We start from the raw sequence: 25,751 nt of genomic DNA, 5'->3' as shown, positions 1-25,751 counted from the left end.
CCCCTGCAGATCCTTACGGATACTTTGTAACAAAAACAGAGGAGCCCCTTCCGGGACTCCCCTGTCGCAGACTTCCCCCTTGGAGAACGTCATTGTTCTGATTCAAAATATAACAGTCTGCGGTATGTTTGTCAATAATGAACTTTTTCAGCCTTTACGCTGTCTCTGTTCCTTTCTTCTTCCGGAACAGCTCCTTACCGGATGTGTACACAATAATCACACCAAGCAGCATCAGCAGGATGGCCAGCACCAACTGCAGGCCCTCTACCATGAATACGCCAGTTCCGGCGGAGAAAGCCTTTACCATGGCGATAGCTCTCTGTACCAGTGCAGTGAAGGTGACACAGAGCATCACAATCAGAGGCGGGAACAGGGTACGGTTTTCACGGCCGGTTACCTTCAGGAATACGCAGAGGGTAATCAGAACCAGAGCGCTTAAAAGCTGGTTTGCGCTTCCAAACAGCGGCCAGATATTAGCATAGCCGATCTGGGTCAGGATATAACCAATCAGCAGGGTAACAACAGTGGAAAAATACTTATTGCAGAGCAGCTTTCTCCAGCCTTCCGCATGTTCCATATCATCCACACTGAACAGTTCCTGGAAGGACATACGTCCGATACGGGCTACGGCATCCAGGCTGGTGAGAGCCAGGGCGGATACGCACATGGTCATGAAGCACTGGGCCACATAGACCGGCAGGCCGAACATTTCCAGGAATCCTGCTACGCCGTTGGAGAAGATCTGGAACGGAGTTCCCACTGCTGCAGTTCCGTCTGCGGATGCCGCAGCACCTGCCACACAGAGAGCCAAGACTGCCAGAAGGCTCTCCAGAACCATGGCGCCGTAGCCGACCTTTACCATATCCTTCTCATTTTCAATGGTCTTAGATGAAGTACCCGAAGATACCAGGCTGTGGAAGCCGGATACCGCGCCGCAGGCCACGGTGACGAACAGAATCGGGAACAGGTTGCCAAGCTTCTCATTCTGGAATCCGGTATAAACCGGAAGGTTCATGTTCGGATGTGCTACCAGAAGTCCGGCTACCGCGCCGAGAATCATGCCCACGAACATGAAGGTGGTCATATAGTCACGGGGCTGCTTCATCAGCCACATGGGTAATACAGACGCCAGGAAAATATAAGCAAAGGTCACATACAACCATGCGCTCTTGCCTGCTACCAGCGGCAGGTTCATGCCGAGAGCTAGGGAAGCCAAGGTGAAAAGCAGGCCCAGCACCACTTCCTTCCAGCCGTCCAGGTTAAACTTCTTCTGAAGTACTCCGAAGATGACCGCAAAGCCCATGAAGAACAGGGAAATGCTTCCGGCTGCGCCGTTTACATTTGCCAGTTCAGCCAGTACCGTAGCGCCCTCTTCGGTGACTGTGTAAGCATTGAAGGTTCCCGCTACCATATCGGCAAAGGCTGCGATAACAATCAGGGTGAACAGCCAGCAGAACAGCAGGAACAGCTTCCGGCCGGTCTTGCCGATATATTTCTCGATCAGCAGTCCCATGGACTTTCCTTCATTCTTAACACTGGCATACAGAGCTCCGAAGTCCGTCACAGCTCCGAAGAAAATGCCGCCGATGAGAATCCAGAGCAGTACCGGAAGCCAGCCGAAGGCCGCTGCCTGAATGGCTCCGGTCACAGGGCCTGCGCCCGCAATGGATGAAAACTGATGGGCGAATACCACCCAGCCGTTGGTGGGGACATAGTCCTGTCCGTCCTCTTTGGTTACAGCCGGTGTCTTGGCCTTGGGGTCGATGCCCCATTTCTTCGCCAGCCAGCGGCCATACAAGGTATAGCCGGCCAGCAGACATACTGCTGCGATTACTACGATAACAAGCGTATTCATAATGTTACTCCTCCTCGATGTCTTTCGATTTTACGTCTTTGGTTTCGCCTGCCTCATTATCAAATCATCTTTTTGTATCGCAGGGAATTCTATCGGAATTTCCTGTTATACAAAAAGCCTTCGTCTTCTCAGATTTCTCTGAAGAAGACGAAGGCTTTAAATCCTCCGCGTTACCACTTCTCTTGCTGACTCGATCGCTGTCAGCCTCTCAGTCATATCCTCGGCTCTGTCCGGTCTCTTCTGTATCCCGGCTGCTTCCCGATTGAACATGTGCCTCGATAACGGTGGGCTTCCGGTCCAAACTACTTTCTGTGGTATTTCATCTGGACTGCTTGCAGGGGATGAATCTTTTTCCTGCCTGTCCCCTCACACCAACCGGGAACTCTCTGAAAAGCATACTGAAAAAAAATCCTTGTCCTGTTCACTGCATTTGACGTATGAAACAGTATGCTTGCATTATAGTCCTCTTTTTTCAAAAGTCAAGAGAAGGATCCGAAAAATCCATGTATTTTTTTCGGTACAAAGTTTTTAAATAAACTTGGTCTTTTTCACTGTCTGCACAAATTCTGCGTTGTTCCGGGTCCGATCAAACATGTTCAGCACGTTCTCCACCGCATCCTCCGGTTTCAGACCGTTCAGTCCCTTTCGGATGATCTCGATGGCTTCCAGCTCTTCCGGAGTCAGCAGCAGATCCTCCCGTCTGGTACCGGATTTCGGGATGTCGATAGCCGGGAATACACGCTTTTCCTGAAGCTTCCTGTTCAATACCAGTTCCATATTGCCGGTTCCCTTGAACTCCTCGTAAATGACATCGTCCATTTTGCTTCCGGTATCTACCAGGGCTGTGGCCAAAATAGTCAGGCTTCCTCCCTCCCGCATATTCCGGGCTGCGCCGAAAAATCGCTTGGGCATATGCAGAGCTGCCGGATCAAGACCGCCGGACAGAGTACGTCCGCTGGGCGGAACCGTCAAATTATAAGCCCGGGCCAGACGGGTAATGCTGTCCAGCAGAATAATTACATCCTTGCCGCTCTCCACCAGACGCTTTGCGCGCTCGATCACCATCTCCGCCACCCGCTTATGATGCTCCGGCAGTTCATCGAAGGTGGAGTGGATGACTTCCACATTGGGTCCCTCGATGGCTTCCTTGATATCCGTAACCTCCTCGGGACGCTCATCGATCAGCAGAATCAACAGCCGCATATCAGGATGGTTCCGGGTCACGGACTTTGCCACATCCTTCAAAAGGGTGGTCTTACCTGCCTTTGGCGGTGACACGATCATGCCTCGCTGCCCCTTTCCGATGGGGGAAATCAGATCCACGATCCGCATGGCGGTGCTTCCGCCCGGCCGCTCCAGATGAATTCTCTGATTTGGGAAAATGGGAGTCAGATCTTCGAAATTTCTTCTTCTGGCTGCCTCCTCGGGGCGCATACCGTTCACAGTCTTCAGATACAACAGAGCCGCAAACTTCTCCGTCTGGGTACGCACCTTGATATTGCCACAGAGGATATCTCCGGTCTTCAGGTTGTATCTGCGAATCATGGCCGGATTAATGTAAATGTCGTTCTCTCCAGGCAGATAGTTGTCGCTTCGGATGAATCCGTAACCGTCTGCCAGCACCTCCAGGATACCGTTGGCTACCTGGCCGCTGTCCAGATTCACAGGCTGCTCCTGAGGCGTCTGGGCAGTCTGAGGCTGGGAGGCCTGACCGCCTCTTTCGTAACGTTCTGTTCTTTCGTAACGTTCCTGCCGTGCCGGACGTTCCGTTTTCTCATAGTGCTCCTGCCGCACCGAGCGCTCTGCTTTCTCATAGTGCTCCTGCCGCACCGGGCGCTCTTGCTTCTGCTCGGTACGTTCCGGATACGCCGGCTGCTGCGCTGCCTCCTCGTCTTTCTCCAGCATCAGTGCAATCAGATCGCCTTTTTTCATGGCGGAAGTACCTTTCATGCCTCTGGCCTTTGCTATCGCTTTCAGTTCTGCCAGCGGAAGTGATTCATACTGTTCCTTTGTCATTTCCTATCCTCCTGCTCTGTTTGTGCGCAATGGTTCGCAACATTGCAACTCCGTATTTTTATTAAATTCCGATCCATTTTGGTAGGTATCGTTTTTTCTTTAGGGAATTTCCGCCAGATTGGTTCGACGGGATGATCTTTTCAGATAGATTATAACTCATTTTTTTCCAATGTGCAAACGTAAATTTGCTTCACTTCTGTCAGAACTAATGCTAAAATGGACATATTACAGAACAAAATTACAGACAGGACGGTGTTACCTTTGATAAAAAAATGGATTCTCCCTCTGTATCTGTGGGCCCATCGACTGATGATGAAGGTCTGCTGGAATCTATTCATTCATTTCCCCCTGGACCGCCACAAGGTGGTTTTCAGTAATTTTAACGGCGGCGGCTACGGCGACAATCCCAAGTTCATCGCTCAGGAGTTCCTGCGGCGGAACTGCGGCTGGAAGCTCTACTGGGTATCCGCTTCGGATTATGACCTGCCGGAAGGCCTTACGCCGGTCCGGCCCAATACCATCGCCTTTGCCTGGCACATGGCCACGGCGGGAACCTGGGTGGACGATACCCGGAAGCTCTATTACTTTAAAAAGCGGCCCGGACAGTACTATATCCAGACCTGGCACGGGGGGCTGGGCCTGAAAAAAGTGGAAAAGGACTGCGAAGAAGCCCTTTCCAAAGAGTATGTGGCCTACGCCAAAATCGATTCCCGGAATATGGACCTTCTGCTGGCCTGCTGCCGCTGGGAAAGTGAATCCTACCGGGAAGCTTTCTGGTATGACGGCCCCATTCTGGAAAAGGGCATTCCCAAAAATGATATCTATTTTGAGGATCCTGCGCCTTATATCCGGAAGGTACATCAACATTTCGGCCTGCCGGAAGGCACGAAACTGGCCCTCTACGCTCCCACCTACCGGGACAGCCGTAAGACTGACATGTACAATCTGGACTACAGCCAGCTCCTTGCCACGCTGGAAAAGCGTTTTGGCGGAAGCTGGGCCGTTCTGGTACGGATGCACCCCAATGTCAGCTACAAGGACTACCCGCTGACCTACACGGACCGCATTCTGAACGCCAGTCCCTACGAGAATATGCAGGAGCTCCTGGTGGCCTCGGATATCATCATCAGCGACTACTCCGGCTGCGCCTTCGATTTTCCCATGATCGGAAAGCCCGGCTTCCTCTACGCCGAGGATTACGAGGAAATGAAGCGCACCAAGGACTACTATTTCCGGCTGGAGGACCTGCCTTTCACACTGGCCCTTACCAATGAACAGCTCATGGAGCAGATCAAACATTTTGATGAAAATGATTATCAGAAAAAGTGTCAGGAATTCTGCCATATGCTGGGCTTTTATGACAACGGACACGCGTCGGAGGCCGTGGTGGATCTGATTATGCAGAAAATGGATGTTTAACCTGCCTGGGTAAAAGCAGGTTATATCAAAATCAGGGGCTGTGCCATCTGGCACCAGCCCCTGGTTTTATTCTATCACCATATCCAGATCTTCGTAAATCCCGACCTGGATTCTTTCTCCGAACTTATGAAGTACCGGCACTCCGTCATCATCCTGCCGGTATACAATGACAGATTTCCGGATGGGATCCACGATCCAATATTCCCGGACTCCCGCCATCAGATACAGATTCATCTTTCTCAGATAATCCATCCGCTTGCTGGACGGCGACACAATCTCAATCACCCAGTCCGGTGCTCCGTGACAGCCCTTATGGTCCAGCTTATCCGGATCGCAGATCACGGAGATATCCGGCTCCACATAGGCGTCATTTCCCTTATCATCCTTCAGGAATACCCCAAACGGCGCCGGGAACACCTCGCATGTTCCGTGATGCGCGTCAATATAATTTCCTATCTTTTTGTCAAAGAAATGTACCAGTCTCTGATGTCCCGTACTGGGCGGCGCCATCATGTACAGCTCCCCCTTTATCAGTTCCGCCCTCTCGCCTTCCGGCAGGGTAAAGATATCTTCTATCGTATAAAATTCCTGTTTCATTAAAGGCATGGCCATACCTCCTTTATCGCTTCTTTCTCAAATTATAATCAATTTCTGTTCCGAAGTAAAGGCTTCCGCACTCCGGTAATATGCAATTTTATTTCATCACTTTTCGGAAATTCCGGAGAGATTTTCTCCTGTGAAATATAGAAATTCGATAAGATGAGAATAGCATCTTTTATGCTGGAATACAAGTTTTTTCATTCGACGATATTCGACAAAAAACTGCTGCTCAGATGCTTTTTCTATCCAAACAGCAGTTCCCCTTTTATCGTATTTTCCCTAAATCTCCCTTACACCCTTCTTCCCGCAAAAGTCCTCCATCACTCCCGCGATGGCCTTCGACACTTCCATGGAAATATAAGAATTATCCCGGCCGTTTTCGATAGCTTTCAGGAAGGCCACGATCTCGTAGCGGATTCCCTCGCCCTCCAGCTGATAGAAGTATCGCTTATTATTGGCGGGGTTCTCATAGCGAAGCTCAAAATAATCAGTCTTCCACCAGGGAGCAGGCACATAAATATATCCTTCCGTGCCGGAGACCACCAGGTCGCCCTCTGATTTGATTCCCTTTCCCACCAGAAGGGAGGCCGTGGCGTCGCCGTAGATGAAATTCAGCCGCGTAAAAGCATCATAAGTCTTTTCCGTATCTACATAATGGCTGATGATCTGCTTTTCCCGATACTCCGTACCCAGAAGCTGGAACACCGGCAGCAATGCCGTAGGTCCCCAGTCGTAGAGGCTGCCCCAGCTCTGGTTAAACTGTCCCTGGCTTTCCGTTCCCTGCTCCTTCAGCCTGGTACAGGCTGCGTCCACAGATACTACCTTACCGATACGTCCGCTTTTTGCCAACAAAAGCAAACGATAATAGGCTGTGGAATAAGCCGTCTTCACTGCTTCCATCAAAATACAATTCTTTTCGGCCGCCAGGGCAAAGAGCTCCTCACATTCCTTCACAGAAAGGGCCACCGGCGCTTCGCATAGCACATGTTTTCCGGATTCCAAAGCCCTTCTCACCTGCTCGTAATGCAGCTTCGGATGAGACAGGATATACATGGCGTCCGACTGCTCCAGAAGCTTCTCAAACTCCTCCCCGGAATCTCCGCAGATTCCCGACAGAGTCACGCCGTTCACATAGTTGCTTTCCTTTTCAAATTTTTTCAGATCCGAAGCCTCTCCGGCCATTCCCAGACGCACCTCTCGTCTGGCGCTCCGCAGCTGGGTGCTGGACACACCTTCCGTCCGGTCCAGATAAACAACCTTACAGTAGGCATTCAGATAATCAAACTTTCCTTTCCAGTCTGATCCCACCGCAAAAATATCGATATGGTATCTCTGGATATCATCAATCTTCTGGCCCTCATACTCCTCGATGATAATCTCATCCGCCAGTCCCGTGGCCCGCACGCCTTCGATGCGCTCCATCAGGGACTGCTGTACATTGATCTTGCCCCGGGTCTTATCAAAATCCTCGGCGGTCACGCCCACGATCAGATAATCTCCCAGCGCCCTGGCCCGCTCCAGCAGACGAATATGGCCGTAATGCAGCAAATCATAGGTTCCGTATGTGATCACTCTCGTCATAAAATCCCCCTGCGCTACTGCGCGTCCACCTCAAAGAATGCGTCCAGGAATATCTTCATGGCTTCTTTAGAACCCACCGATACACGGATATCGTCCTTCAAAAGCTCATTTCCATAGGGATGTACCAGCACCTGCTTCTCTTTTTCCAGGCGCTCCGCCACCTCCTTCGCATTATGATGAGGCTTCACAAAGATGAAGTTTCCACGGCAGTCCCGACACTCGTAGCCCTTTTTCCGAAGTTCCTCCAACGTATATGCCTTGCCCTCGTTTTCGATGCGGATCAGCTCCTCCACCATCTCCGGATGATCCAGAATCCGCTCCGCGAACAGCAGGGCAATGGAATTAGCGTCAAAGGTCAGGCGCGCGTTCTTCACATAATGGATAATCTCCGGGTTACTGATGATGACACCCAGGCGGCAGGCTGCCAGGGAGAACAGCTTGGAAAAGGTACGCAGTACCACTACATTTTCATCCTTCAGGGCATGCTCGATAAAGGTATTCGGGTAGAAATAATGATAAGCCTCGTCCACAATAACGATTGCGCCCACTTCTTTCGCCCGGGCAATAACCTGCCGCAGCTCCTCCTCGGTGTACACATTTCCTACCGGGTTGTTGGGGTTCAGAAGTACTACAATACGGGTATTGTCGTTAATCGCGTTCAGAATGTTCTCGATTTTGATAGTCAGATCCGGCTCATAGGCCACCGGCACATGCTTATACCCCAGGATGCTGCAGTTGACCCAGTACATCTCAAAGGAGGGAGCCACGGTTACGACCTCCTTGCCTACTTCACCGAAGGTCTCCAAAAGATACCGGATGGCCATATCGGAGCCATTGGTGGTCAGCACATTTTCATAAGCCGCGCCGATAAACTTCGCGTACTTATGCAGAAACCGGTCAGGCTCCGGATAGATCGCCAGGAATTCCGGAGTAATCTCCTTCAGCACAGAATCCACGAACTCCTTCGGCAGTCCCTCCGGGTTCTCATTCATGTCATAGCGGTGCATGCCGTAGCGATTCTGCATAGGGAATACGCGGACGGTGTTTTTTATATGTTCATTTACATGATAGTTCATACTGATACCTCCATTTATAATACTATCTTACAGCGCCACACCCAACATTGCAAGCACTGTGCCAATCACCGAATATACAAACAGATGCAGGCACAGGAGCGGCAGCGTATGCCGCCCGATAAATCCCATGGCTTTCTGAAGCCACTCCGTATGCTTCGTCTGATACAACACGCTGCACAAAACCATCACGATCAGAGATCCTGCCGTTCCCACCAGAAGATATACCGCCATGCTCCGTCCATAATCGCCCACAGACATATTCACACTGCCATTCCAGCGGGCTGCCAATACGAAAACTGCGAAAAGCAGAAGCAGATAAAGTGGCTTTTTTACCAGCTTTCCGACCCAGTCCTGCACTGCCGCCAGCTTGCCGATGATCAGGAAGGTCACCGCATAGAACGCGCAGTCGATGCTCCAGGGCAGCAAAACCGGGCTCATATAATGAAGAACAATGGCAATCATCAGATAGACTCCATTTCCCACAAAAGCCTTCCTGGAGTCGCCCTTCACCGCCTGCATCAGAAGCCAGAACAGCAGGTAGCTTACAAACATACAGGTCAGGAACCAGGTGGGCGCATTCAGAATCTGCATGAGATACACATTGGTAACAGAATCCATGGGCATCAGGCAGTTGCGGGAATACAGGACGCCCCACAGGTCATGCCAGCCGGCGCTGCCCTTCAGCAGGAAAAAGCATAACAGGAACAGATTATACCCCAGATATGGCACCAGCAACCGCTTCGCCTTCTTCTTCAGGAAGCTTCCAAAGCGCTCCTCCGGTTTATAGGAAAAGGTCATACCTGCCGTGATGAAAAAGATGGGCATATAGAACATACCCCCATAAAAGCTCACCGCCCCAAAGGAACGTCCCGTATGCACCAGCAGCACCACCAGAATTCCCACAGCTTTCACCGCATCCAGCCATGGAATTCTCTTCTTTTCCAGCTTCATCGTCTCCATTGTCATCACCTCGTTTTACCGGTAAAAAACCCGGAAAGCTTCCCGGTCAGCCAGCCGCTCACCGGCTCCAGATACCGATTGCTGAGCTCTGAAAGCACCAGCACCAGCCCGAAGGTACACAGGAAGTTCAGTCCCACCAGGATTCCATAGCTCATTTTTCCGTACAGACCCAGGAACAGCCAGCAGGAAAAGGTGGCAATCACCGGAAAATGCAGCAGATAGAGGGAATAGGATACTTTTCCCAGAAACCGGAAGGGCTTTGCCCCGAAGAACCGCTGCAGTCCCGGAAGTCCCAGCACACCCGCCAGCAGAAGTACTGCCCCGGCCATGTGGTAAAGAGTCGTATAAGCCGAGGGCAGCAGCCCATAGACGGTTCCGCTCATATCCGATCCGATGGACGGGTAGGACAGCAGATACACCCCCAGCACGAAGCTTCCCAGAGGCAGCAGCCAGAACCGCTCCCAGAGCTCCATCCCCTTCTTCTGGGTACAGAAAAAGTCGGAAGCAGCAAAGCCCAGAAATACGCCCGCAAAATAAATATCCGTCTTCACCGCCATCAGGATCATCACCGCGTAGGCCACATACCGGAACGGATTCTCACCCACCAGATAAGCTGCCAGATAGACCACCAGCGCCCCTGAAAACAGATATGGAATCGTCCAGAGCACACCGTTATAGTTGTTCGTTCCAAAGAGGAAGCAGCCTGCCAGACTTTCTCCCAGCATCTGCAAAAAATCCGGCTGAAACTGATTAAAGCCTGCGAACCAGACCGTAGACCCGGTCAGGACGGCCGCCTCGCTGTTCCGGTAGAGTCCCCGGCTCATGAGAAGAAAAATCGCCGTATTGCTGAGCAAAATCATGGGCATCAATCGGAAATACCGTTTCCAGGCTGCACTCTTCAGACGCTTTTTGTCTTTGGTATGAAAATACGACAGACAGAGCACAAAGCCGCTGAACACCAGAAACAGACACACCGCCGCGTTGCCGCTGTAGAGCAGATTCAACGGAGTTTTACCGATGGCAATCTCGATACCGGACGCTGTATTTACTGCGTCTTCGGTCAGACTGTAGGCCGCGTAATAAAATGCAAACACAAAATGGCAGAAAAATACCATCAGCGCGCCGATTCCTTTCAGTCCGTCGATATAATCCAGTTTTTTCAAGCTGTTTCCTCCTTTTCGTCTCCCTGCCTCGCATTTGCGGTTATCCGCTATTCTACTCTGCCATTTTCAGATTCTCACAGAGCAGTTTTGTATAGTTCTCTCTTCCCTCTGCCGACAGATGAATCAAGTCCTGATAGCACCCGGCATCGGTAATATCAAACTCCAGATTCTCTGTGCATAGAATGGTAAAGCTTCCGGTCCCCGTCCAGTCCTGCTGCAGCTCCCGCACAATATCCAGTGCCTCTCCATACAGCTTTTGATAATCTGCGTCCGCGTACATCCGCTCATACTTGGGCGTCTCCAGAAACCAGAGATTCAGCTCGTATTCCTCTGCCAGCTCCACGATTTTTCCATAGCCCTCAGCCTGGGTCCGGTTCACGCCATCCCGGCTCCCCAGAGTTCCCAGCCCGTAGAGCTCTTCTTTCGTTTTTCCCGGCTGGGCTATCAGGCTGCCTCCATTCCGGAACTGGGCCGAGACGATTTTATTGTTCAATGGATAGGTTAGAAGCTGTTCGTTATTGGCCGTCACAAAGAACTCGTAGAAGTCCCGGAATCCTGCGCCTGTGCTGTCTTTCATCAGCCGCCAGGCCCGTGCCTTAAACTTCAGATCCGTGTCCAGCAGAATCTTCGTATCACTGATCCAGGGATCCGCAGCCGCTGTATAGGGATAGAGATCAATATACAGATTCCGGATCTTCAGCCCCTGTTCCAGCAGATACTGAAGCTCCATGGCCATCAGAGCCGGCTGATTTCCGTTATAGGACAGAATATAAGAGCTGCCCTCCAGACGCTCCTCCAGTACGTCGATATCCAGTCCCTGCCGGAACATGGAAGATCCTATGAAGAGATTCTCCGTCTCACCTTTCCTGAGAACCGCCTGCATACCGTAGGTGGACGCCGGAAGGAGACGGGCGTATTCATTTTTTGCCAGAATCAGAACCAGGGACAGAGCCAATGCCGCCCCTATGGCCTTTATTACTCGTTTCATAAGTTCCCCTTAAAAATTCGCGTACAGGAAACCTGACGCGCCAAAGACTCCAAACAGCACAACACTCACTGTCATAACGGCCAGCCAGCCGCTGCCCAGTATCACATCCCGGTCTCTCTTTTTTCCATAGACCTGCTCCCTTTCATAGAAAAACAGCAGGAACAGAAAGCCGCAGGCCGTCAGAAAATAGGCTGCGCAGGTATTATCCCCGGTAAAAGGAAGAATCGAATTCTGAATCTCCGCATAGGACAGGGAAAATCCCGTTATCGCATGCCGCAGGAAGCTCACGGCCTGCCCCAGACTGTCCGCCCGAAAGAAAACCCAGGCCAGAGTCACGCCGCAGAAAGTAATCAGAGTCTGCCAGATCCGGCGTCCCAGGCTCACTGCTTCTTCTTTTTTGGTACTCACCAGATTCCATACCCCATGAATACCTCCCCACAATACAAAACTCCAGTCCGCTCCGTGCCAGAGACCGCTGAGCAAAAATGTTGCCAGCACATTCAGCCTGTGTCTCGTCTTACTCACCCGATTTCCGCCCAGGGGAATGTAAATATAATCCCGCAGCCAGCCGGACAGGGAGATATGCCATCTCGCCCAGAATTCCTTGATCCCCCGTGAAAAATAAGGGCAGTCGAAGTTCTTCCGGCTATCCAGCCCCAGCACATTGGCCATACCCACGGCAATATCAGAATAGCCGGAGAAATCACAGTAGAGCTGAAAGGAATAAAAGAAGGCCGCCATCACACAGGCCAGACCCGGATAGCTTTCCGGCGCGCCGAAAACTGCATCCACGTAGCCTGCCAGGCGATTGGCAATGACCATTTTCTTAAAAAGTCCCAGTACAATCCGCTGCAGGCCCAGGGAAAAAAGCTCCGACCGGTATACCGGTCCCTCATGGAGCTGCCCGGTAAAATGCTCCGACCGCTCGATGGGTCCGCAGAGAATCTGCGGAAAGAACAATACATAGGCCAGGTAGATCCCACAGCCCTCCACGCCCCGCTCCGCATGTCGCTTTTCCTGATAAATGTCCGCCAGATAGCTGATCATCTTAAAGCTGTAATAGGAGATTCCCAGCGGTGCAAGGACTTTCATGGAAAATGGAAAATCCGCCGCCAGCGGGAAGCGCAGCACGGAACTCAGCAGGAGCAGATTTTTCCAGAGAAAGCCCAGATATTTTTCTGCAAAAAGAAAGCCCAGTACTGCCAGTATTCCCGCCCGCAGCCAGACTTTCTTCTTCTCTTTCGTCTCCGCCTGTTCCATTTTCACTCCGGCATAAAAGGTCCAGAGTCCGCTTCCGACGATCCATTTCAGCATCCAAAAACCGGCGCTCACATAGAAAATCACGCTGGCCGCCAGGAGAACCCAGACTCTCCTTCCCCTGGGCACCAGATAATAAACCGCCAGAACCCCTGCCAGAAATAACAGGGTCAGTATGATATCAGATGTCACTTACTCTCTCCTTTTTCCATTCCCGGGGTCACATAGAGCTGCAGACACTCAAACAGCTCCCGGTTATCTCCAAAATACTTGGGAATCGCCACAGACTTCAGCTCCTTCACCCGCATGACCCGATCATGGCGAAAGGCATACCGGGAATCCGTAACCTGCAGATGAATCTTCCCTTTTACCACAATATAGGGACCCAGCTCCTTGACTTCCCGAATCTGATCCAGATAATGATTCATGCAGAAGCCCCAGATTTCTGCCACCGGTGCCCGCTCCAGTTCCTCGCCGTTCATATACCGAAGGGTATAATAGGAATAATTCAACTTTCCCGGCTCAATCCGTACCTTTGAGGTGGATCTCCTGCAAAACTGATGGATAAACAGCACCAGAAGACCGATGATCACCAGCATGGTCACCGCAATAATCGTCTGCAAATTCCGGGTAAAAAGACGTTCCACCCGAAAAAGTCCCAACGTCAGAAACACCAGAAATACCAGCTTAAAAATCAGGTTTTTCCAGAAATACTGGCTGGGGCAGAACTCAAAGACCCGGGTCTCATACCGGGCTTTGTCTCCCTGCTCTCCATCCGAAAGTTCTCCCTCCACCTGTTCTTCCACAGCATCCGCGATCCGTTTGCATTCCAATACAGATAATCCAAAACGCTCCTGGGCCAGACGGATAATATCCTCTTTACTCCGTTTCTTCCGGTAAGCGTCCAGAAGAACCTCCTCTATGTTCTGATCGAACTGTTTCTTCTCCATCCTGCTTTCCTCCATGGTATACATCGAGTCCCACAATCACAAGCATAAACAGCAATAAGATCGAAAAAACAACCATAGGAAGCTTGGTTTCCCCGTTGATGGCATACGCATAAGCACTGTAGGATACGATCAGATGCAGCATAGGCACATAGAACCGCTCCGGGCGTTTCATAAAGTAAAGGAGCGCCGCCACATCCGCCGTATAGCCTGCCCAGGCGGGCATATAAGGCGCAAAATAAGGAATCAGAATCGCCAGAAATAAAAACACCGTCAACGCCAGATCCTTTGTCACTTTGATCTTCTTTTCCGCAAACCAGTAGACGCCCGTCAGCAACATTCCCATCAGAATCAGAAGGGCTACCTTATCATAAAGCTCTACAAAAGCCTTTTTTCCAATAATCTCATAAAAATTTGGCCAGCCACGGCTTAAGGATACCGGGTAAGCCACATTCAGCGCCATCCACCAGGAACGCATCCGATAGATCGCGATGACCAGTCCTGCCAGAATACTCACGCCTCCCAGTATCTGATTTCCCCGGCCGTACAGATACAGGCCCAGGAAAAATAAAATCACATAGTAGATGCAGTTAATATTCCACAGGGAACCATTGGCTATCACCGTGGGATAAATCACCAGAACCGCATAGGTCAGGAAAGACCGCAGGCGGCTGCCCGTATCGCTGTGTACGATGGCTCCGCACAGTACCGCCAGTGCAAGCTCCAGCACAATGGCGACGATCTTCCGGATATCTGTCGGTGTATACGCAATAACGGTGGAACGCAGCGCCAGACCTGTTCCGGTGATACACACCGCCAGCAGGATATCCAAAAACGTAAAGGTCAGGCCTTTCACATTCCATTTTTTTGAAATGAAATTTCTCAGGAAATCATCCATCATGCGGCCTCCTTCTTCTTCACAATCCCAGGATCCATTGGCAGCTGATTCTCCGGATTCCGCATATAATGCCAGATATCCAGCCCAACCAGAACCAGCAATCCCAGTTCCACAAAGGCCCATACCCCGTAATAAATGGTCGGCTCATCGGAACCCAGATGACTTAAATACGCCATGTAGGAATTAAAGGACACCAGAATCTGCACCAGCGGGAAATAAAACTTCTTCACATTCATCATAGCATAAATGATCGCCAGAATATCTGCTACACAGCCATACCGTTCGTGCATATGAGGCAGGAACCAGGGCGTCAGGATAGCAAAAAACAGGGCCATCTGCACAATGAACTCGTTGGTAATCCGATAGCGTTTCTGGGCCATCGCAAACAGGATAATCATCAGAATCCCCAGAATCAGCCAGGTTCCTGCAGAAGCGTATTCCAGCAGGAAAAACTGATTTCCGATGATCTGATAGATATTCGGCCACTTGATGGACAGAGACCATACATCCTGGGCCCCCTGGGCCATATAGATATTAATCAGTTCCATCAGAGGCCGTCCCGCGATCCACGCAGGCACAATGCTTAAAAAATACAGAACCGGAATCCACAGGAAATGCTTCAAATCCACCTTCTTATTCACCCACAGAATCACCAGAAACGGGAAAATAAACAGAGACTGGAGCTTGAAGACAAAGGCCATCCCGTAAAAAAACATGGCCAGACAGGGGCGATCTTCAAACAGATAATAAAAGCACAGCAGCAAAAAGGTCATGAATATAATGTCACACTGGGCCCAGAGCGCGCTGTTGGCCCAGATGGTAGGCACAATCAGAAACAGGCCGTAGGACAGGATGCCCTTCCGCTTGCTTCCGGTGACTTTATAAATCGTTTTCCCTAAAATGGCCGCCGCCACAAAATCCAGGATACAGTGCAATCCCTTGTAACCCGTCATAGGATTGATGGGCAGCTTACTGATGATCCACAGAATATAGATAAAAGTCGGTGTATAGTCATAGCGGTCCGTGGCCAGATAGGAAAATCCCATCTCCTTGATATCCGAAATCCACGGATCCCAGTACATCAGCCAGTCATCGGTAATCACCACGCGCAGGATCACCCGGATACCCAGACCGATCAGCGTCATGACCGCCAGATAGCACAGATCCATCCGGTCCAGTCCCCGCTTCTTTAAAAAGCTGTTCATAAAATTCTCCTACTTATTAATCAAGTACTGTCTCGATGATATACTTGGGACGCGCCTTGGTCTCCAAATAAATCTTACCGATATACTCGCCCACAATGCCAATGGCAAGAAGCTGCAGTCCGCCGATGGCCCAGATGGACACAATAGTACTGGTCCAGCCGTGTACCGTTTTGCCCATAAAGTGTACCACCAGAAAATAGATGAGCATCAGCAGGCTCACGCCGAAAATCAGGATTCCACAGGTGGTAATCATTCGAATGGGCTTGATACTGAAAGAGGTAATGCCGTCTGTGGCGAAGGCCAGCATCTTCTTCAGCGGATACTTGGACTCGCCCGCGAAACGCTCATGACGCTCGTAGGTGACGATATCAGATTTGTAGCCAATGAGGGGCACGATGCCTCTGAGGAACAGGTTCACTTCCCGGAACTCCGACAGTCCCTCCATGGCCCGCCTGCTCATGAGCCGGTAGTCCGCATGATTGAATACCAGCTCCACACCCATGGCCTGCATGATTTTGTAGAAACCCTCAGCCGTGAATTTCTTAAAGAAAGTATCTGTGTCCCGGGAGCTCCGCACACCGTAGACCACGTCGTTTCCCTCATAATATTTTTCCACCATTTTATCGATGACGTCCACATCGTCCTGCAGATCCGCGTCCAGGGAAATGGCCATATCAGCCTTCTCCTTGGCAGTCATCAGGCCTGCCAGTAATGCGTTCTGATGGCCCTTGTTCCGGGACAGCTTCACACCGGAATAGATTGGATTGGACTCATGCAGCTCTTTGATGATCTCCCAGGTCTTATCCCTGGAGCCATCATTTACAAACATGATTTTGCTCTCCCGGGAAATCATTCCCCGATCAAACATGGAATTCATCTTTGCCAGCAGCTGCTTCGCAGTCTCATGCAGTACGGCTTCCTCATTATAGCAGGGAATTACCAGATACAAAATATCATTTCCAGTCATAGGATGTTCTCCTTTTTATCTACTCAGTTATTTTGCCAGCAGCTCTTTCATATAGACTTCGATGGCATCCTGCCAGGAAGCGAAGGAAAAGTCTGTAGTCAGTTTCAACATATAGTTTTCCAGAATGGAGTAAGCCGGTCTGTCCGCGGAATTCGGAAAACGGCGCTTGTACTCTTCCGAGGTAATGGGTTCAATCTCTGTCTTGCTGCCTGCCAGACGAAGCACGGCAGCCGCAAACTCAGCCCAGTTCGTATCTCCCTCGCAGGTACCGTGGAACAGGCCATAGTTGTCGGTGGGAAGCAGATACTTGATGGCTTTTGCCAGCTCCACCGCGCTGGTGGGCGTGCCTACCTGATCCATCACGACGCCGATCTTATCATTGGTCTCCGCCAGCTTCAGCATGGTCTTGGCAAAATTATGACCGTCGCCGTAGAGCCATGCGGTACGGATGATAAAATACCGGTTCGCGAAATCCCGTACAAAGTTCTCGCCTGCAAGCTTGGTAGCGCCGTACATACTCTTGGGACTTACCCGGTCAAACTCGGTCAGGGGATGAGCGGACACATTGCCCGGAAATACATAGTCTGTGGAGATATGCATGAGCTTCGCGCCGGTATCCGCCGCAGCGATGGCCAGATTCCGGGCTCCAATGGCGTTGATTTTATAGGCCAGATCCTGCTCCACCTCGCATTTGTCCACGTTGGTATAGGCCGCGCAGTTGATGATGGCGTAAGGTTTTACCTCCCTTGCCAGCTCCAGTACCTTGTCCACTTTCGTGATATCCAGCTCCGCCACATCTGTGTTCACCAGCTCGTACTCGGTGCTGCCCGCATACTGCTGATTCACAGCCCGTCCCAGCTGTCCGTTGCATCCTGTTACGATAATCTTTTTCATTTTTATTCTCCTATTCTGCTGTTTCAGCCTCTGAATTCTCGGTTTCCGTGTTTTCCGTTGTATCTGCATCTGTCCCGTCTGTCTGGGTATCGGTATTCCCGTCGCCGGAATTTCCGTCGCCCTCCGGATCGTATTTCACCATGGAGTCCTTATCATAGTACTCGCACATGGCCAGATTTCTGCCGTCATTGGGGTCGGTAGTCAGGGTTCCGTAGTACAGAAGTACCGGACGGTAGGTAACCTCGTCCACCACCACATCCTTCACATCCGGATCGTTGTAAAGGGCTTCCCGCTCCCTTATCTCTTTATCATACACCCGTGCCTCGCCATAGACCAGAGATTTCAGTGCCGTGGCCGAAGTGATTTCTTCCAGGTTCGTCACAATATCAATCTTCCACATGCCCAGTACCACGCAGCCGATGGCCACTGCGCCCAGCATGGCCGGAGCCGCCTTCTTAAGAAGCTCCATCACCTGATCGCCGCATTTTTCACACTGGCGGCGCAGCCAGCCTGCATAGTAAATGGCATTGGAGGCATAAAACAGAATCACGCCGTAATACAGGATATTAAAATACCGTCCTCCGGAGATATAACGCACCGCATAGATGCCCGGAACCCACATCACCACCACCATGCTGTAGCTCACCAGAGTAAACAGGAAGGGGCAGCGGAAGGAAAACTGACTATCCTTCAGTTTCCAGAGCATATAGAGAAACAGGGCGATGAGCACCAGCACAATAACCACATTGGTGGCCTCGTTGAACATATAGTCCAAAGACTTGGTGTAGGACTTGTAAATGGCCTCAAAGGGCGTCCGGTGCTGAAAATAGGCCTGCCGTCTGGCATTGCCCGGAGCGATAAAGCTCAGGCCGAAAGCCGGAATAAAGGCCAGGAACAGCGCCGTTCCCTGAATCTTCATGACCTTGCCGTACTTTTTATCCGCCAGCACGTCCAGCATCAGGAAAAACAGTACCACGCCGGTCAGCAGGGCATTGGGATACATGCCGCCCGCCAGCAGCACTTCCAGAAGTATCAGCCCCACCATACGCTTCACTGTGATTTTCTTTTTATGCAGGGCGTCCGCCAGCAGTCCCATAAAAGCCAGCAGTACGGAGAACAGTCCCGTGTAACCGATGCTTCCGTTCCACCAGTAAAAAGCCTCCACGCCGAAGGGCACATACTGGACACACAGGGTCATGACCACGCAGGCCGTGATCACCGCCACCGCTTTGGACATGCCCAGAATCCGGTGCAGTATGACTTCTGTAAAATACCAGAAGCCCGCGATAAAGACGCCTAACAGGATAAAGGTCTGGATAAAGGTCAGGCGCTCTGTAATCACCGAGGGCCGCAAAGCCGCCAGAATACTGAAGGTATAGGTTCCCTGCCAGGAATACCAGAGATTCTTCGCCCGCTGTACCGCGGCGCCCAGCACCGCAGGAATCACTGCCAGCCCCTTATTTTCCGTCAGTGCGTGCCGGGTGAGAATTCCGTAGTTGAAATCATCCATGGCCGGATGATTGTAAAAGCTCAGTATAAGAAGCGGAAGCAGGCTCAAAACAAAGCAAGTCAGAATAAACCGCTCCTGATGTTTTTCTTCCCCCAACCATTTCACAAATCTTTTCCACAACCGATCCGCGATCCGGTATATTGTTTCCACAGTTATTCTCCCTTCTGTTCTTCTTTCTGTCTGTCAATATGCTCTTTCTCCTCCAGGGCCAGCTCCTGGGTCAGATCCTTTACCTTATTCTCCAGGGCGGACAGCTCGATGGTCATCATAAAGAGTTTCACCAGCAGAATAAAGATAAATACCATAAATACAAAGTTTACAGGCAGCTGCATGCCAAGCAGTCTGGTAAACAATGTCACAAGCCATGGAAATACGCTGATAATCACCAGCACCCCCGCAAAAACGATCCAGAAGATCGCATATTCGATCTGCAGCTTGGACTGGCGGATTTTCTTCAGAATATAATAGGTACTGAGCAAAGATACCACGATCAGTACGATTCGAAATACCGGTGTCATGACACTTTCACCTCCCTGCGCTTCCGGAAGTTCTGGATAAACAGAATGGACAGTAGCATCCGAAGCATGTACATCATCGCTTTTGTCATATTCAGATAGCTTTCTCCCGCGATCCGCTCATCCATCTCCACCTGCACCTCCGCAATGGTGGCCCCCTGCTTCAGCAGATAAGAAACCGTATCCGGCTCCGGGCCGTAATTCAGGTTCAGGGCGAACTCCGCAATCATTTTTTTATTGAACATCCTCATTCCTGAAGTGGGATCCTTTACCCGTCTTCCGGTGGTCAGTTTCATGGCCGCCGAAATCAGATTGCTTCCCAGCATCCGCATGGAATGAGGCTTCTTTTCCGTCACAAAACGGGAGCCGATGACGATATCATATCCCTCCCGGATCTTCTCCAGCATGGGGCCGATGAACTCCGGCCGGTGCTGGCCGTCTGCGTCAAACTGGATGGCATAATCGTAGCCCTTCCGATAGGCGTATTTTAATCCCGTCTGGAAGGCTCCCGCCAATCCCAGATTCACCGGAAGATCTACCAGCTCATAACCTCTCTCTCTGCAGATGCGGGCCGTGCCGTCCGCAGAACCGTCGTTGATGACAATATAGTCATACATGGGATAATTGTTTTTCAGATTTTCCACTACCCGTACAATATTCTCTTCCTCATTGTAGGCCGGGATAATGACCAGACATTTCATCTGTGTTCTCCTTTTTATTATTCAGGCATGCCGCTCGATTTCGCCCCAGGGCACTTTCGCATGCCTTAGTGTACGTCACATTTTAACGCTTTTGAACAAATTGTGCAAGCACTCTTAAAGTTCTGCACAGATCCGTAAACCATGCGAAATGCACTCCGTTTTCTTTCAGCGCCCGGTGTCCTTCCTTCATTCCTTCCAGATAGGCCCCCAGACTGTTGGTGCTGGTTCCCCCGTGGGACATGTAGATCAGCACCTCCGGAAGATAAGATAATTTCACCCTTTTATTCTTCAGAATCCGGATCATGAACTCGTAATCCGCCGAGATCCGGTAATCGGTCTTATACAGGCCGTACCGGTCATAGACGCTCTTTCGCAGATACAGGGTGGGGTGCCCGGGCATCCAGCCATAGCGGATATTTCCCTGGCCCTGATGCCAGTAACGGACCACCTTGTCCCCCTCCATATAATAGAGATCTCCATGGACGCCGTCTGTACCTTCTTTTTCCATGATCGCCACCATTTTGCTGATGACGTCAGGACCTGCGTATCGGTCAAAGCAACAGCCCAGGATCTCTCCGTCGGCCATGCGGATGCCCTTATTGATGGCATCATAGATGCCCTTATCCGGCTCGGAGACCCATTTCAACCGCTCCCCGAAGAGCGCTTCCGCCTCCTGTATGATCTCCGCTGTTCCGTCTGTGGAGCCGCCGTCCACGATGATATACTCGATATTGTCGTAATCCTGCAGACTCACCTGCTTCATGATCCGCCGCAGATTTTCTTTATCGTTATAAGTCGCGGTAATCACCGAAACCTTTGGTTTTCCCATCTTTATTCCTCCAGCAGCTTCCGGTACAGCTTCAGATACTCCCGGAACCTGTCGTTTTTGTCATAATGGGCCGCCTTCGCCAGGCAGTCCTCCGTTTTCAGCGGCGCAGCCCGCAGCTCCTTCACAGCCACCTCCAACGCCTCTATGTCTCCCTTTGGCACCACTCTGCCGCAGGTCCCGTCCACGGACTCCACACTTCCGCCGGTGGCAAAGGTCAGCACCGGCGTTCCACAGGCCAGAGCCTCCAGATTCGTGGTGGGAAAGGTATCCTCCAGGGTCGTATTTACATACAGATCGGCCATGGAATAATACTCTGCCAGTTCCTCCATGCTATTGGTACGCATGACGCCGTGAATCTTCGGATGAAGCTTTTTCATCTTCTGCCTGGAGAGTCCGATCAGGATGATCTGATAATCCTCCGGCAGCCGGTCCGCCAGCTGCTCAAAGTAGGCATAGCCCTTCCGTTCCTCCCACATACTGGCCACACCCAGCAGAATGAACTTGTTCTCGAAGCCCAGCTTCTGCCGCAGGCCCAGATCCACCGGATGGAACTTATCCAGGGCAATGCCGTTCGGAATCACCTGCACCGGGTATTCGCCCAGATAGGACTCCCGGGCATAGCCTGCCAGCCACCGGGATGGCGTCACCACGGTCAGGGACGGCACTCCCGTGAAGGCTGCTTTCTTCCGCCGGTAATTAGACGCCGTATTGTCCTTAAATAAGGCGTAAGGATACACGCTCCGGTACTGGGGACAGTGTCCGCATCCTGTCTTCCATTTCATACAGCTGATATAATCAAAGTGGGCACAGTGTCCCGTGAAACTCCAACAGTCGTGAAGAGTCCATACCACCGGCTTTCCGGCCGTCTTCAGATACCGGAAGAGCTGCTCCACATCCAGATAAAAGCCGTGAATATTGTGTAAATGAATGATGTCCGGGTCATATTCCCTGATCTTCTCGATCAGTCTGCCCGTCTGCTTTCCGGATGCAAAGCCATGTTCTCCCTTAAAGAAAGTGCAAAGCACGTGAAGTCCCATGTCCAAGTCTGTGCCGAATTTATAAGTGGGCACTCTCTCCGGTCCGGTCCGGCGGCCAAAGGCCACCATTCCCCCATCCCCCTGGGCCTCCAGGGCATGTACGATATCCACCGTGATACGTCCCACGCTTCCGCTGCCGCAGATGGTATTGATCTGTAAAACCTTCAATGCTGTCTCCTTATACTAATGTGCAGTCCCATACATCCACGCCGCTGTCCTGGAACACGCTCCGAATGCGCTCTCTGAGCTCCTCCTTCGTGTGACCCTTTTTCAGAATCGCCTGCAGGAAGCCGCCGCCGCCTGCGCCGCAGATCATCCGGGCTGCCAGCAGATCTTCGCAGCTTAAGAAAATCTGATCGATACAGGTATTGGTGCTGCCGCCGTCCAGTCTCCGGGACAGCTCCCAGTGCCGGTCCAGCAGCTCCGCGAAGCCGTCGATATTGCCCTTTTCCAGCTCAAACTTCATGAGAACCGCCACACGCTGAATCTCGTAGAGTACCTCCAGGGAGTTGGGATTGGAGCCGATATACCCTCCTACCACTTCTCTCAGAAGATTCCGTGCCAGCCGCCGCTGTCCGGTATAAATCAGTACAAACCGCTCTTTCAGCTCCTGAAGGGCCTCCTCCGGGATCTGCAGATGCTGTACCTCGATATCCTGCATCAGCCCCGGCTTGGTGGTCACCAGCTTGATGCCGTCCGTGAGGCCTCCCACCTGATCCTGCCAGCCGCCGCCGGTGCTCATCAGCTGCTCCATGCAGAGCACATGGGTATAGAACTCATTTTCCGTTACTTCTTTTCCAATATACGCGAAGATCGCCTTCACGCAGGCTCCTGCCAGAATACTGCTGGTGCCCAGTCCCGATCCTCTGGGAATTCCCATAACCGCCGTGGACAGATACAGGCCGCCGCCCAACTTCTGAAGGAGCTCTTCCATGGTCGCCTGCTTCTCCAGGGGCACGATGCCACAGGCCAGAAGGGCTGCCTTGTGGAGGGCATAGGTATCAAAGGGATCCCGGCAGCTCTGAAGAGCCGCCACATCCGTAAATTCATCATAGGCTCCCGAATCGGTGCTGGCCAGGGCGATACAGGGCTTGTCGATCCGTTTCACGGTCACGATAACCGGCAGGATGCCGTTCAGCTTCGCCGCCGCGTTCAGCACCGTGCCGCCGTGCTCGTTGCAATAGGGCGGCGTGTCAGACCAGCCGCCTCCGAAATTCACGCGGATGGGCAGCTCCACCTTCACCTCGTCCCGGGTAATGTGGTATTCCGTATCTGCCAGAGCCTTGCCGATGCTGGCCTCGTACAGGCTGTCGCAGATATAGCGGAAGCACCGATTTTCCAGATCCTCGCTCACCTGTCCCTTCGTCATTTTGGACAGATAATAGTAGATCCGCATCCGGATGCTGAAGTCCGACTGCTCCGCAATGGCCCGAAGCTTCTCCACCTGGGAGGGCGTCACGCCCTGGCTGCCGAATACAGCCGCTGCTTCCCCGATGCTCTTTCTCTGCTCCAGGGCCAGCAGGAACCGGGCGATCCGCACCCGGGTGCCAAGCTTGGCCTGCCATGCCACGATCTCCTTCACATCCGCATGCTCAAAGCTCTCCTGAAGGCTGACCCTCTCCGCTCTCCGATAGGCTGCCGGGTCCGCCTGCTCTCCTGCAGCCAACTTCAGCATTTCCACAGAAGCAGCCACTGCCTCCTCGATATTGCCGCAGACCGGGAACAGCTTCGCTGTCCACAGATAATGGCCGTCTGCCTCCCAGACCTCCTCCGGCTTCAGACCCGCCTGTTTTAAGAACTCCGGCAGGGTCGTGTTCAGGAAGGGTGCGCCATCCTCCAGGGTTCCCTTGGGGTTATCCCCGACTCCGTAGACCCGGACTACGAAGCGGCCGTCCTTCTGTTTCAGGCCGTGCAGTACCGTGTGAGCCGGAATTTTCTCACCCCGCAGGGTCACTGCGGAGATCACGCAGCCTTCCTCCACTTCCGTACCGCTGTAAATATAACTGTCTTCTATATAGGAAGATTCGGAAATCCTCGTATCACGCTCGATATAGCTGTTGCTGCAGGCATTGGCTCCTTCATTTTCTTCCACGCCCAGCACCTGGCGTTTCCAGTCCAGGAATTCGTAATTATCAATATCGTCCGTCACCAGCTTCAGCAGCTCATGGGTGGTTCCAAAGTGGATAAACTGGGCCGGGGACAGACATAAGAGCTTCAGGGAATAGGGATGCAGCACCTGCCACAGTTCATTCCGGCACTCCTCCAGTTCCTTACAGAAGCTTCCCTCGGGCTTTTCCTTCTGATACTGCTCCAGGGTCGCCTCCGAAGCCAGCGGATACAGGAAATCCCCGTAAAAGCTGATGCGGGAGCGCTCGTTTACAAAGCGGTCGTACTTCTCCGGAACTACCTTTCCCTTCTCTCCGATGAGAGAGAACAGGCTCTCCAGCAGGTCGCAGTCCAGCATGATAGCCCCCGTATCCAGATCCACCGCATTGTGCTCGTTCACCGCGCCCAGGGTCCTGAGCTGCTCCTCGCTCTGCTTATGAAGGAACTGACCCACATACCCCTTCTCGTCTCCCAGAAAGACGCCGTGATCCTTTCCGGTCTCCACATCCTCCTTGATGGAAATGGCTGCGGCTCCCCGGAAGGTAAAATCAATCTGCAGCGGATTGAACAGCAGCAGCACATCACCGGACAGCACCAGCATGCCCTCCCGGAACCGGGCCGGCATACCTGCCATACCGATCATAAATTCATCAAACAGAGTGGAACGCCGTCCGTCCGGCAGCTCCCGGGGCACCGGGGAAAAGAGCTTTCCGCAGGCGGAATACTGGGGTACCCGCTTGGAATCTCCGCCGGAGTGGATCACCAGGATCCGTTTTCCCCGGAAGAAATTCTCTCCTTCGCCCTGCTCGCTTAAATATTTCATCACATGGAACGTGGCTCCGCCGCTTCCCACACGTTTTCCATCCGGATCCGGCAGCACCCGATACACGGTCTCCGCCGGCAGGCGTCCCGCCTCCAGACGCGCGTCGATCTGGGCCTGATAAGCCGCCGCCTGTTCCTCATTGGAGGCTGTGAGGATTACATAATCCCAATGAATAAAATACGTTCTGGTCAGAGACTTTTCGTACTCCTCCCAGGCGTCCTGATAGCTTTGTCTTAAAAAGAGATTTTTCATTTTCTGAGGTTTCATAAGTTCTCCCTTGTTTGCATTCCCATGGAATGGTATAATAATAAATCAAATCTTTGAAAGGTAACTGTAGCTGCATTCCCTGTCCGCAGCTACAGCAGGGTATACTATGTTAATAATACAACCTTCCGGCGGTTTAT

At 51.9% G+C, this 25,751-nt stretch carries 21 protein-coding genes and 1 other annotated feature; of the genes, 1 reads left to right on the top strand and 20 read right to left on the bottom strand.

Annotation, left to right across the window (positions count from 1 at the left end):
• Positions 1-154 precede the first annotated feature (154 nt).
• Positions 155-1,855, bottom strand: a complete 1,701-nt coding sequence (locus H8S44_RS03350; protein ID WP_186873254.1) for a carbon starvation CstA family protein — start codon at positions 1,853-1,855, stop codon at positions 155-157.
• Positions 1,856-1,995: 140 nt separating this feature from the next.
• Positions 1,996-2,289 (bottom strand) — a binding site (T-box leader).
• A gap of 94 nt (positions 2,290-2,383) precedes the next feature.
• Positions 2,384-3,871, bottom strand: a complete 1,488-nt coding sequence (rho, locus tag H8S44_RS03345) for a transcription termination factor Rho (protein WP_186873255.1) — start codon at positions 3,869-3,871, stop codon at positions 2,384-2,386.
• 261 nt (positions 3,872-4,132) lie between these two features.
• On the opposite strand from rho, the gene H8S44_RS03340 reads away from it, so the two are divergent.
• Entirely contained in the window at positions 4,133-5,290 is a 1,158-nt protein-coding gene (locus H8S44_RS03340) for a CDP-glycerol glycerophosphotransferase family protein (protein WP_186873256.1), read from the top strand.
• Positions 5,291-5,356: 66 nt separating this feature from the next.
• Here H8S44_RS03340 and H8S44_RS03335 read toward each other — a convergent pair whose 3' ends face one another.
• From H8S44_RS03335 to H8S44_RS03250, 18 genes are all read right to left on the bottom strand, one after another.
• The gene (locus tag H8S44_RS03335) at positions 5,357-5,896 is read right to left on the bottom strand and encodes a Uma2 family endonuclease (RefSeq protein ID WP_186873257.1); all 540 of its coding nucleotides are present in this window, start codon (positions 5,894-5,896) and stop codon (positions 5,357-5,359) included.
• A gap of 273 nt (positions 5,897-6,169) precedes the next feature.
• Positions 6,170-7,471, bottom strand: a complete 1,302-nt coding sequence (locus H8S44_RS03330) for a Gfo/Idh/MocA family oxidoreductase (protein WP_186873258.1) — start codon at positions 7,469-7,471, stop codon at positions 6,170-6,172.
• A gap of 14 nt (positions 7,472-7,485) precedes the next feature.
• On the bottom strand, positions 7,486-8,547 hold the full coding sequence (locus H8S44_RS03325; RefSeq protein WP_186873259.1) for a pyridoxal phosphate-dependent aminotransferase: 1,062 nt from the start codon (positions 8,545-8,547) through the stop codon (positions 7,486-7,488).
• Between the two features lie 27 nt (positions 8,548-8,574).
• Entirely contained in the window at positions 8,575-9,507 is a 933-nt protein-coding gene (locus tag H8S44_RS03320) for an acyltransferase family protein (protein WP_186873260.1), read from the bottom strand.
• A 5-nt stretch (positions 9,508-9,512) separates the two neighbouring features.
• Positions 9,513-10,670: an acyltransferase family protein gene (locus H8S44_RS03315; protein ID WP_186873261.1), complete on the bottom strand. Its 1,158-nt coding sequence runs from the start codon at positions 10,668-10,670 to the stop codon at positions 9,513-9,515.
• A gap of 52 nt (positions 10,671-10,722) precedes the next feature.
• A complete protein-coding gene (locus H8S44_RS03310) occupies positions 10,723-11,658 on the bottom strand; it encodes a hypothetical protein (protein WP_186873262.1) in 936 nt (311 codons plus the stop codon).
• 9 nt (positions 11,659-11,667) lie between these two features.
• A complete protein-coding gene (locus H8S44_RS03305) occupies positions 11,668-13,107 on the bottom strand; it encodes an MBOAT family O-acyltransferase (RefSeq protein ID WP_186873263.1) in 1,440 nt (479 codons plus the stop codon).
• Positions 13,104-13,865, bottom strand: coding sequence for a hypothetical protein (locus tag H8S44_RS03300; protein WP_186873264.1), 762 nt, complete (start codon positions 13,863-13,865; stop codon positions 13,104-13,106). The genes H8S44_RS03305 and H8S44_RS03300 overlap by 4 nt, the downstream gene beginning before the upstream one ends.
• Positions 13,795-14,763: a hypothetical protein gene (locus tag H8S44_RS03295; RefSeq protein WP_186873265.1), complete on the bottom strand. Its 969-nt coding sequence runs from the start codon at positions 14,761-14,763 to the stop codon at positions 13,795-13,797. Before H8S44_RS03295 ends, H8S44_RS03300 begins: the two co-directional genes overlap by 71 nt.
• Positions 14,760-15,965 carry a hypothetical protein gene (locus H8S44_RS03290; protein WP_186873266.1) on the bottom strand — a complete coding sequence of 402 codons (1,206 nt, stop codon included), beginning with the start codon at positions 15,963-15,965 and terminating at the stop codon, positions 14,760-14,762. Before H8S44_RS03290 ends, H8S44_RS03295 begins: the two co-directional genes overlap by 4 nt.
• Positions 15,966-15,981: 16 nt before the next feature.
• The gene (locus H8S44_RS03285) at positions 15,982-16,932 is read right to left on the bottom strand and encodes a glycosyltransferase family 2 protein (RefSeq protein WP_186873267.1); all 951 of its coding nucleotides are present in this window, start codon (positions 16,930-16,932) and stop codon (positions 15,982-15,984) included.
• Positions 16,933-16,959: 27 nt separating this feature from the next.
• Entirely contained in the window at positions 16,960-17,826 is an 867-nt protein-coding gene (rfbD, locus tag H8S44_RS03280) for a dTDP-4-dehydrorhamnose reductase (protein WP_243167465.1), read from the bottom strand.
• A 10-nt stretch (positions 17,827-17,836) separates the two neighbouring features.
• Positions 17,837-19,486, bottom strand: coding sequence for a DUF6056 family protein (locus H8S44_RS03275; RefSeq protein WP_186873269.1), 1,650 nt, complete (start codon positions 19,484-19,486; stop codon positions 17,837-17,839).
• Between the two features lie 2 nt (positions 19,487-19,488).
• Positions 19,489-19,854, bottom strand: coding sequence for a DUF2304 domain-containing protein (locus H8S44_RS03270; RefSeq protein ID WP_186873270.1), 366 nt, complete (start codon positions 19,852-19,854; stop codon positions 19,489-19,491).
• A complete protein-coding gene (locus H8S44_RS03265) occupies positions 19,851-20,552 on the bottom strand; it encodes a glycosyltransferase family 2 protein (protein WP_186873271.1) in 702 nt (233 codons plus the stop codon). The genes H8S44_RS03270 and H8S44_RS03265 overlap by 4 nt, the downstream gene beginning before the upstream one ends.
• 82 nt (positions 20,553-20,634) lie before the next feature.
• Complete coding sequence (locus tag H8S44_RS03260) at positions 20,635-21,381, bottom strand: glycosyltransferase family 2 protein (protein WP_186873272.1); 747 nt, start codon at positions 21,379-21,381, stop codon at positions 20,635-20,637.
• 2 nt (positions 21,382-21,383) lie between these two features.
• A complete protein-coding gene (locus H8S44_RS03255; protein ID WP_186873273.1) occupies positions 21,384-22,586 on the bottom strand; it encodes a glycosyltransferase in 1,203 nt (400 codons plus the stop codon).
• Between the two features lie 10 nt (positions 22,587-22,596).
• Entirely contained in the window at positions 22,597-25,614 is a 3,018-nt protein-coding gene (locus H8S44_RS03250) for a fucose pyrophosphorylase domain-containing protein (protein WP_186873274.1), read from the bottom strand.
• Positions 25,615-25,751: the final 137 nt, after the last annotated feature.

This window comes from Anaerosacchariphilus hominis, from assembly GCF_014290175.1.
In the GTDB taxonomy this organism is placed as follows: domain Bacteria; phylum Bacillota; class Clostridia; order Lachnospirales; family Lachnospiraceae; genus Laedolimicola; species Laedolimicola hominis.
This window is presented reverse-complemented; position numbering and strand designations above follow the sequence as displayed.

What these genes read in the sequence shown, in the direction of transcription:
- H8S44_RS03265 (WP_186873271.1), bottom strand. Translation starts at nt 20,552, where the DNA reads ATGAAATGTCTGGTCATTATCCCGGCCTACAATGAGGAAGAGAATATT.
- H8S44_RS03285 (WP_186873267.1), bottom strand. Translation starts at nt 16,932, where the DNA reads ATGACTGGAAATGATATTTTGTATCTGGTAATTCCCTGCTATAATGAG.
- H8S44_RS03330 (WP_186873258.1), bottom strand. Translation starts at nt 7,471, where the DNA reads ATGACGAGAGTGATCACATACGGAACCTATGATTTGCTGCATTACGGC.
- H8S44_RS03295 (WP_186873265.1), bottom strand. Translation starts at nt 14,763, where the DNA reads ATGATGGATGATTTCCTGAGAAATTTCATTTCAAAAAAATGGAATGTG.
- H8S44_RS03335 (WP_186873257.1), bottom strand. Translation starts at nt 5,896, where the DNA reads ATGCCTTTAATGAAACAGGAATTTTATACGATAGAAGATATCTTTACC.
- H8S44_RS03325 (WP_186873259.1), bottom strand. Translation starts at nt 8,547, where the DNA reads ATGAACTATCATGTAAATGAACATATAAAAAACACCGTCCGCGTATTC.
- H8S44_RS03250 (WP_186873274.1), bottom strand. Translation starts at nt 25,614, where the DNA reads ATGAAACCTCAGAAAATGAAAAATCTCTTTTTAAGACAAAGCTATCAG.
- H8S44_RS03300 (WP_186873264.1), bottom strand. Translation starts at nt 13,865, where the DNA reads ATGGAGAAGAAACAGTTCGATCAGAACATAGAGGAGGTTCTTCTGGAC.
- H8S44_RS03310 (WP_186873262.1), bottom strand. Translation starts at nt 11,658, where the DNA reads ATGAAACGAGTAATAAAGGCCATAGGGGCGGCATTGGCTCTGTCCCTG.
- rho (WP_186873255.1), bottom strand. Translation starts at nt 3,871, where the DNA reads ATGACAAAGGAACAGTATGAATCACTTCCGCTGGCAGAACTGAAAGCG.
- rfbD (WP_243167465.1), bottom strand. Translation starts at nt 17,826, where the DNA reads ATGAAAAAGATTATCGTAACAGGATGCAACGGACAGCTGGGACGGGCT.
- H8S44_RS03320 (WP_186873260.1), bottom strand. Translation starts at nt 9,507, where the DNA reads ATGGAGACGATGAAGCTGGAAAAGAAGAGAATTCCATGGCTGGATGCG.
- H8S44_RS03290 (WP_186873266.1), bottom strand. Translation starts at nt 15,965, where the DNA reads ATGAACAGCTTTTTAAAGAAGCGGGGACTGGACCGGATGGATCTGTGC.
- H8S44_RS03260 (WP_186873272.1), bottom strand. Translation starts at nt 21,381, where the DNA reads ATGGGAAAACCAAAGGTTTCGGTGATTACCGCGACTTATAACGATAAA.
- H8S44_RS03270 (WP_186873270.1), bottom strand. Translation starts at nt 19,854, where the DNA reads ATGACACCGGTATTTCGAATCGTACTGATCGTGGTATCTTTGCTCAGT.
- H8S44_RS03350 (WP_186873254.1), bottom strand. Translation starts at nt 1,855, where the DNA reads ATGAATACGCTTGTTATCGTAGTAATCGCAGCAGTATGTCTGCTGGCC.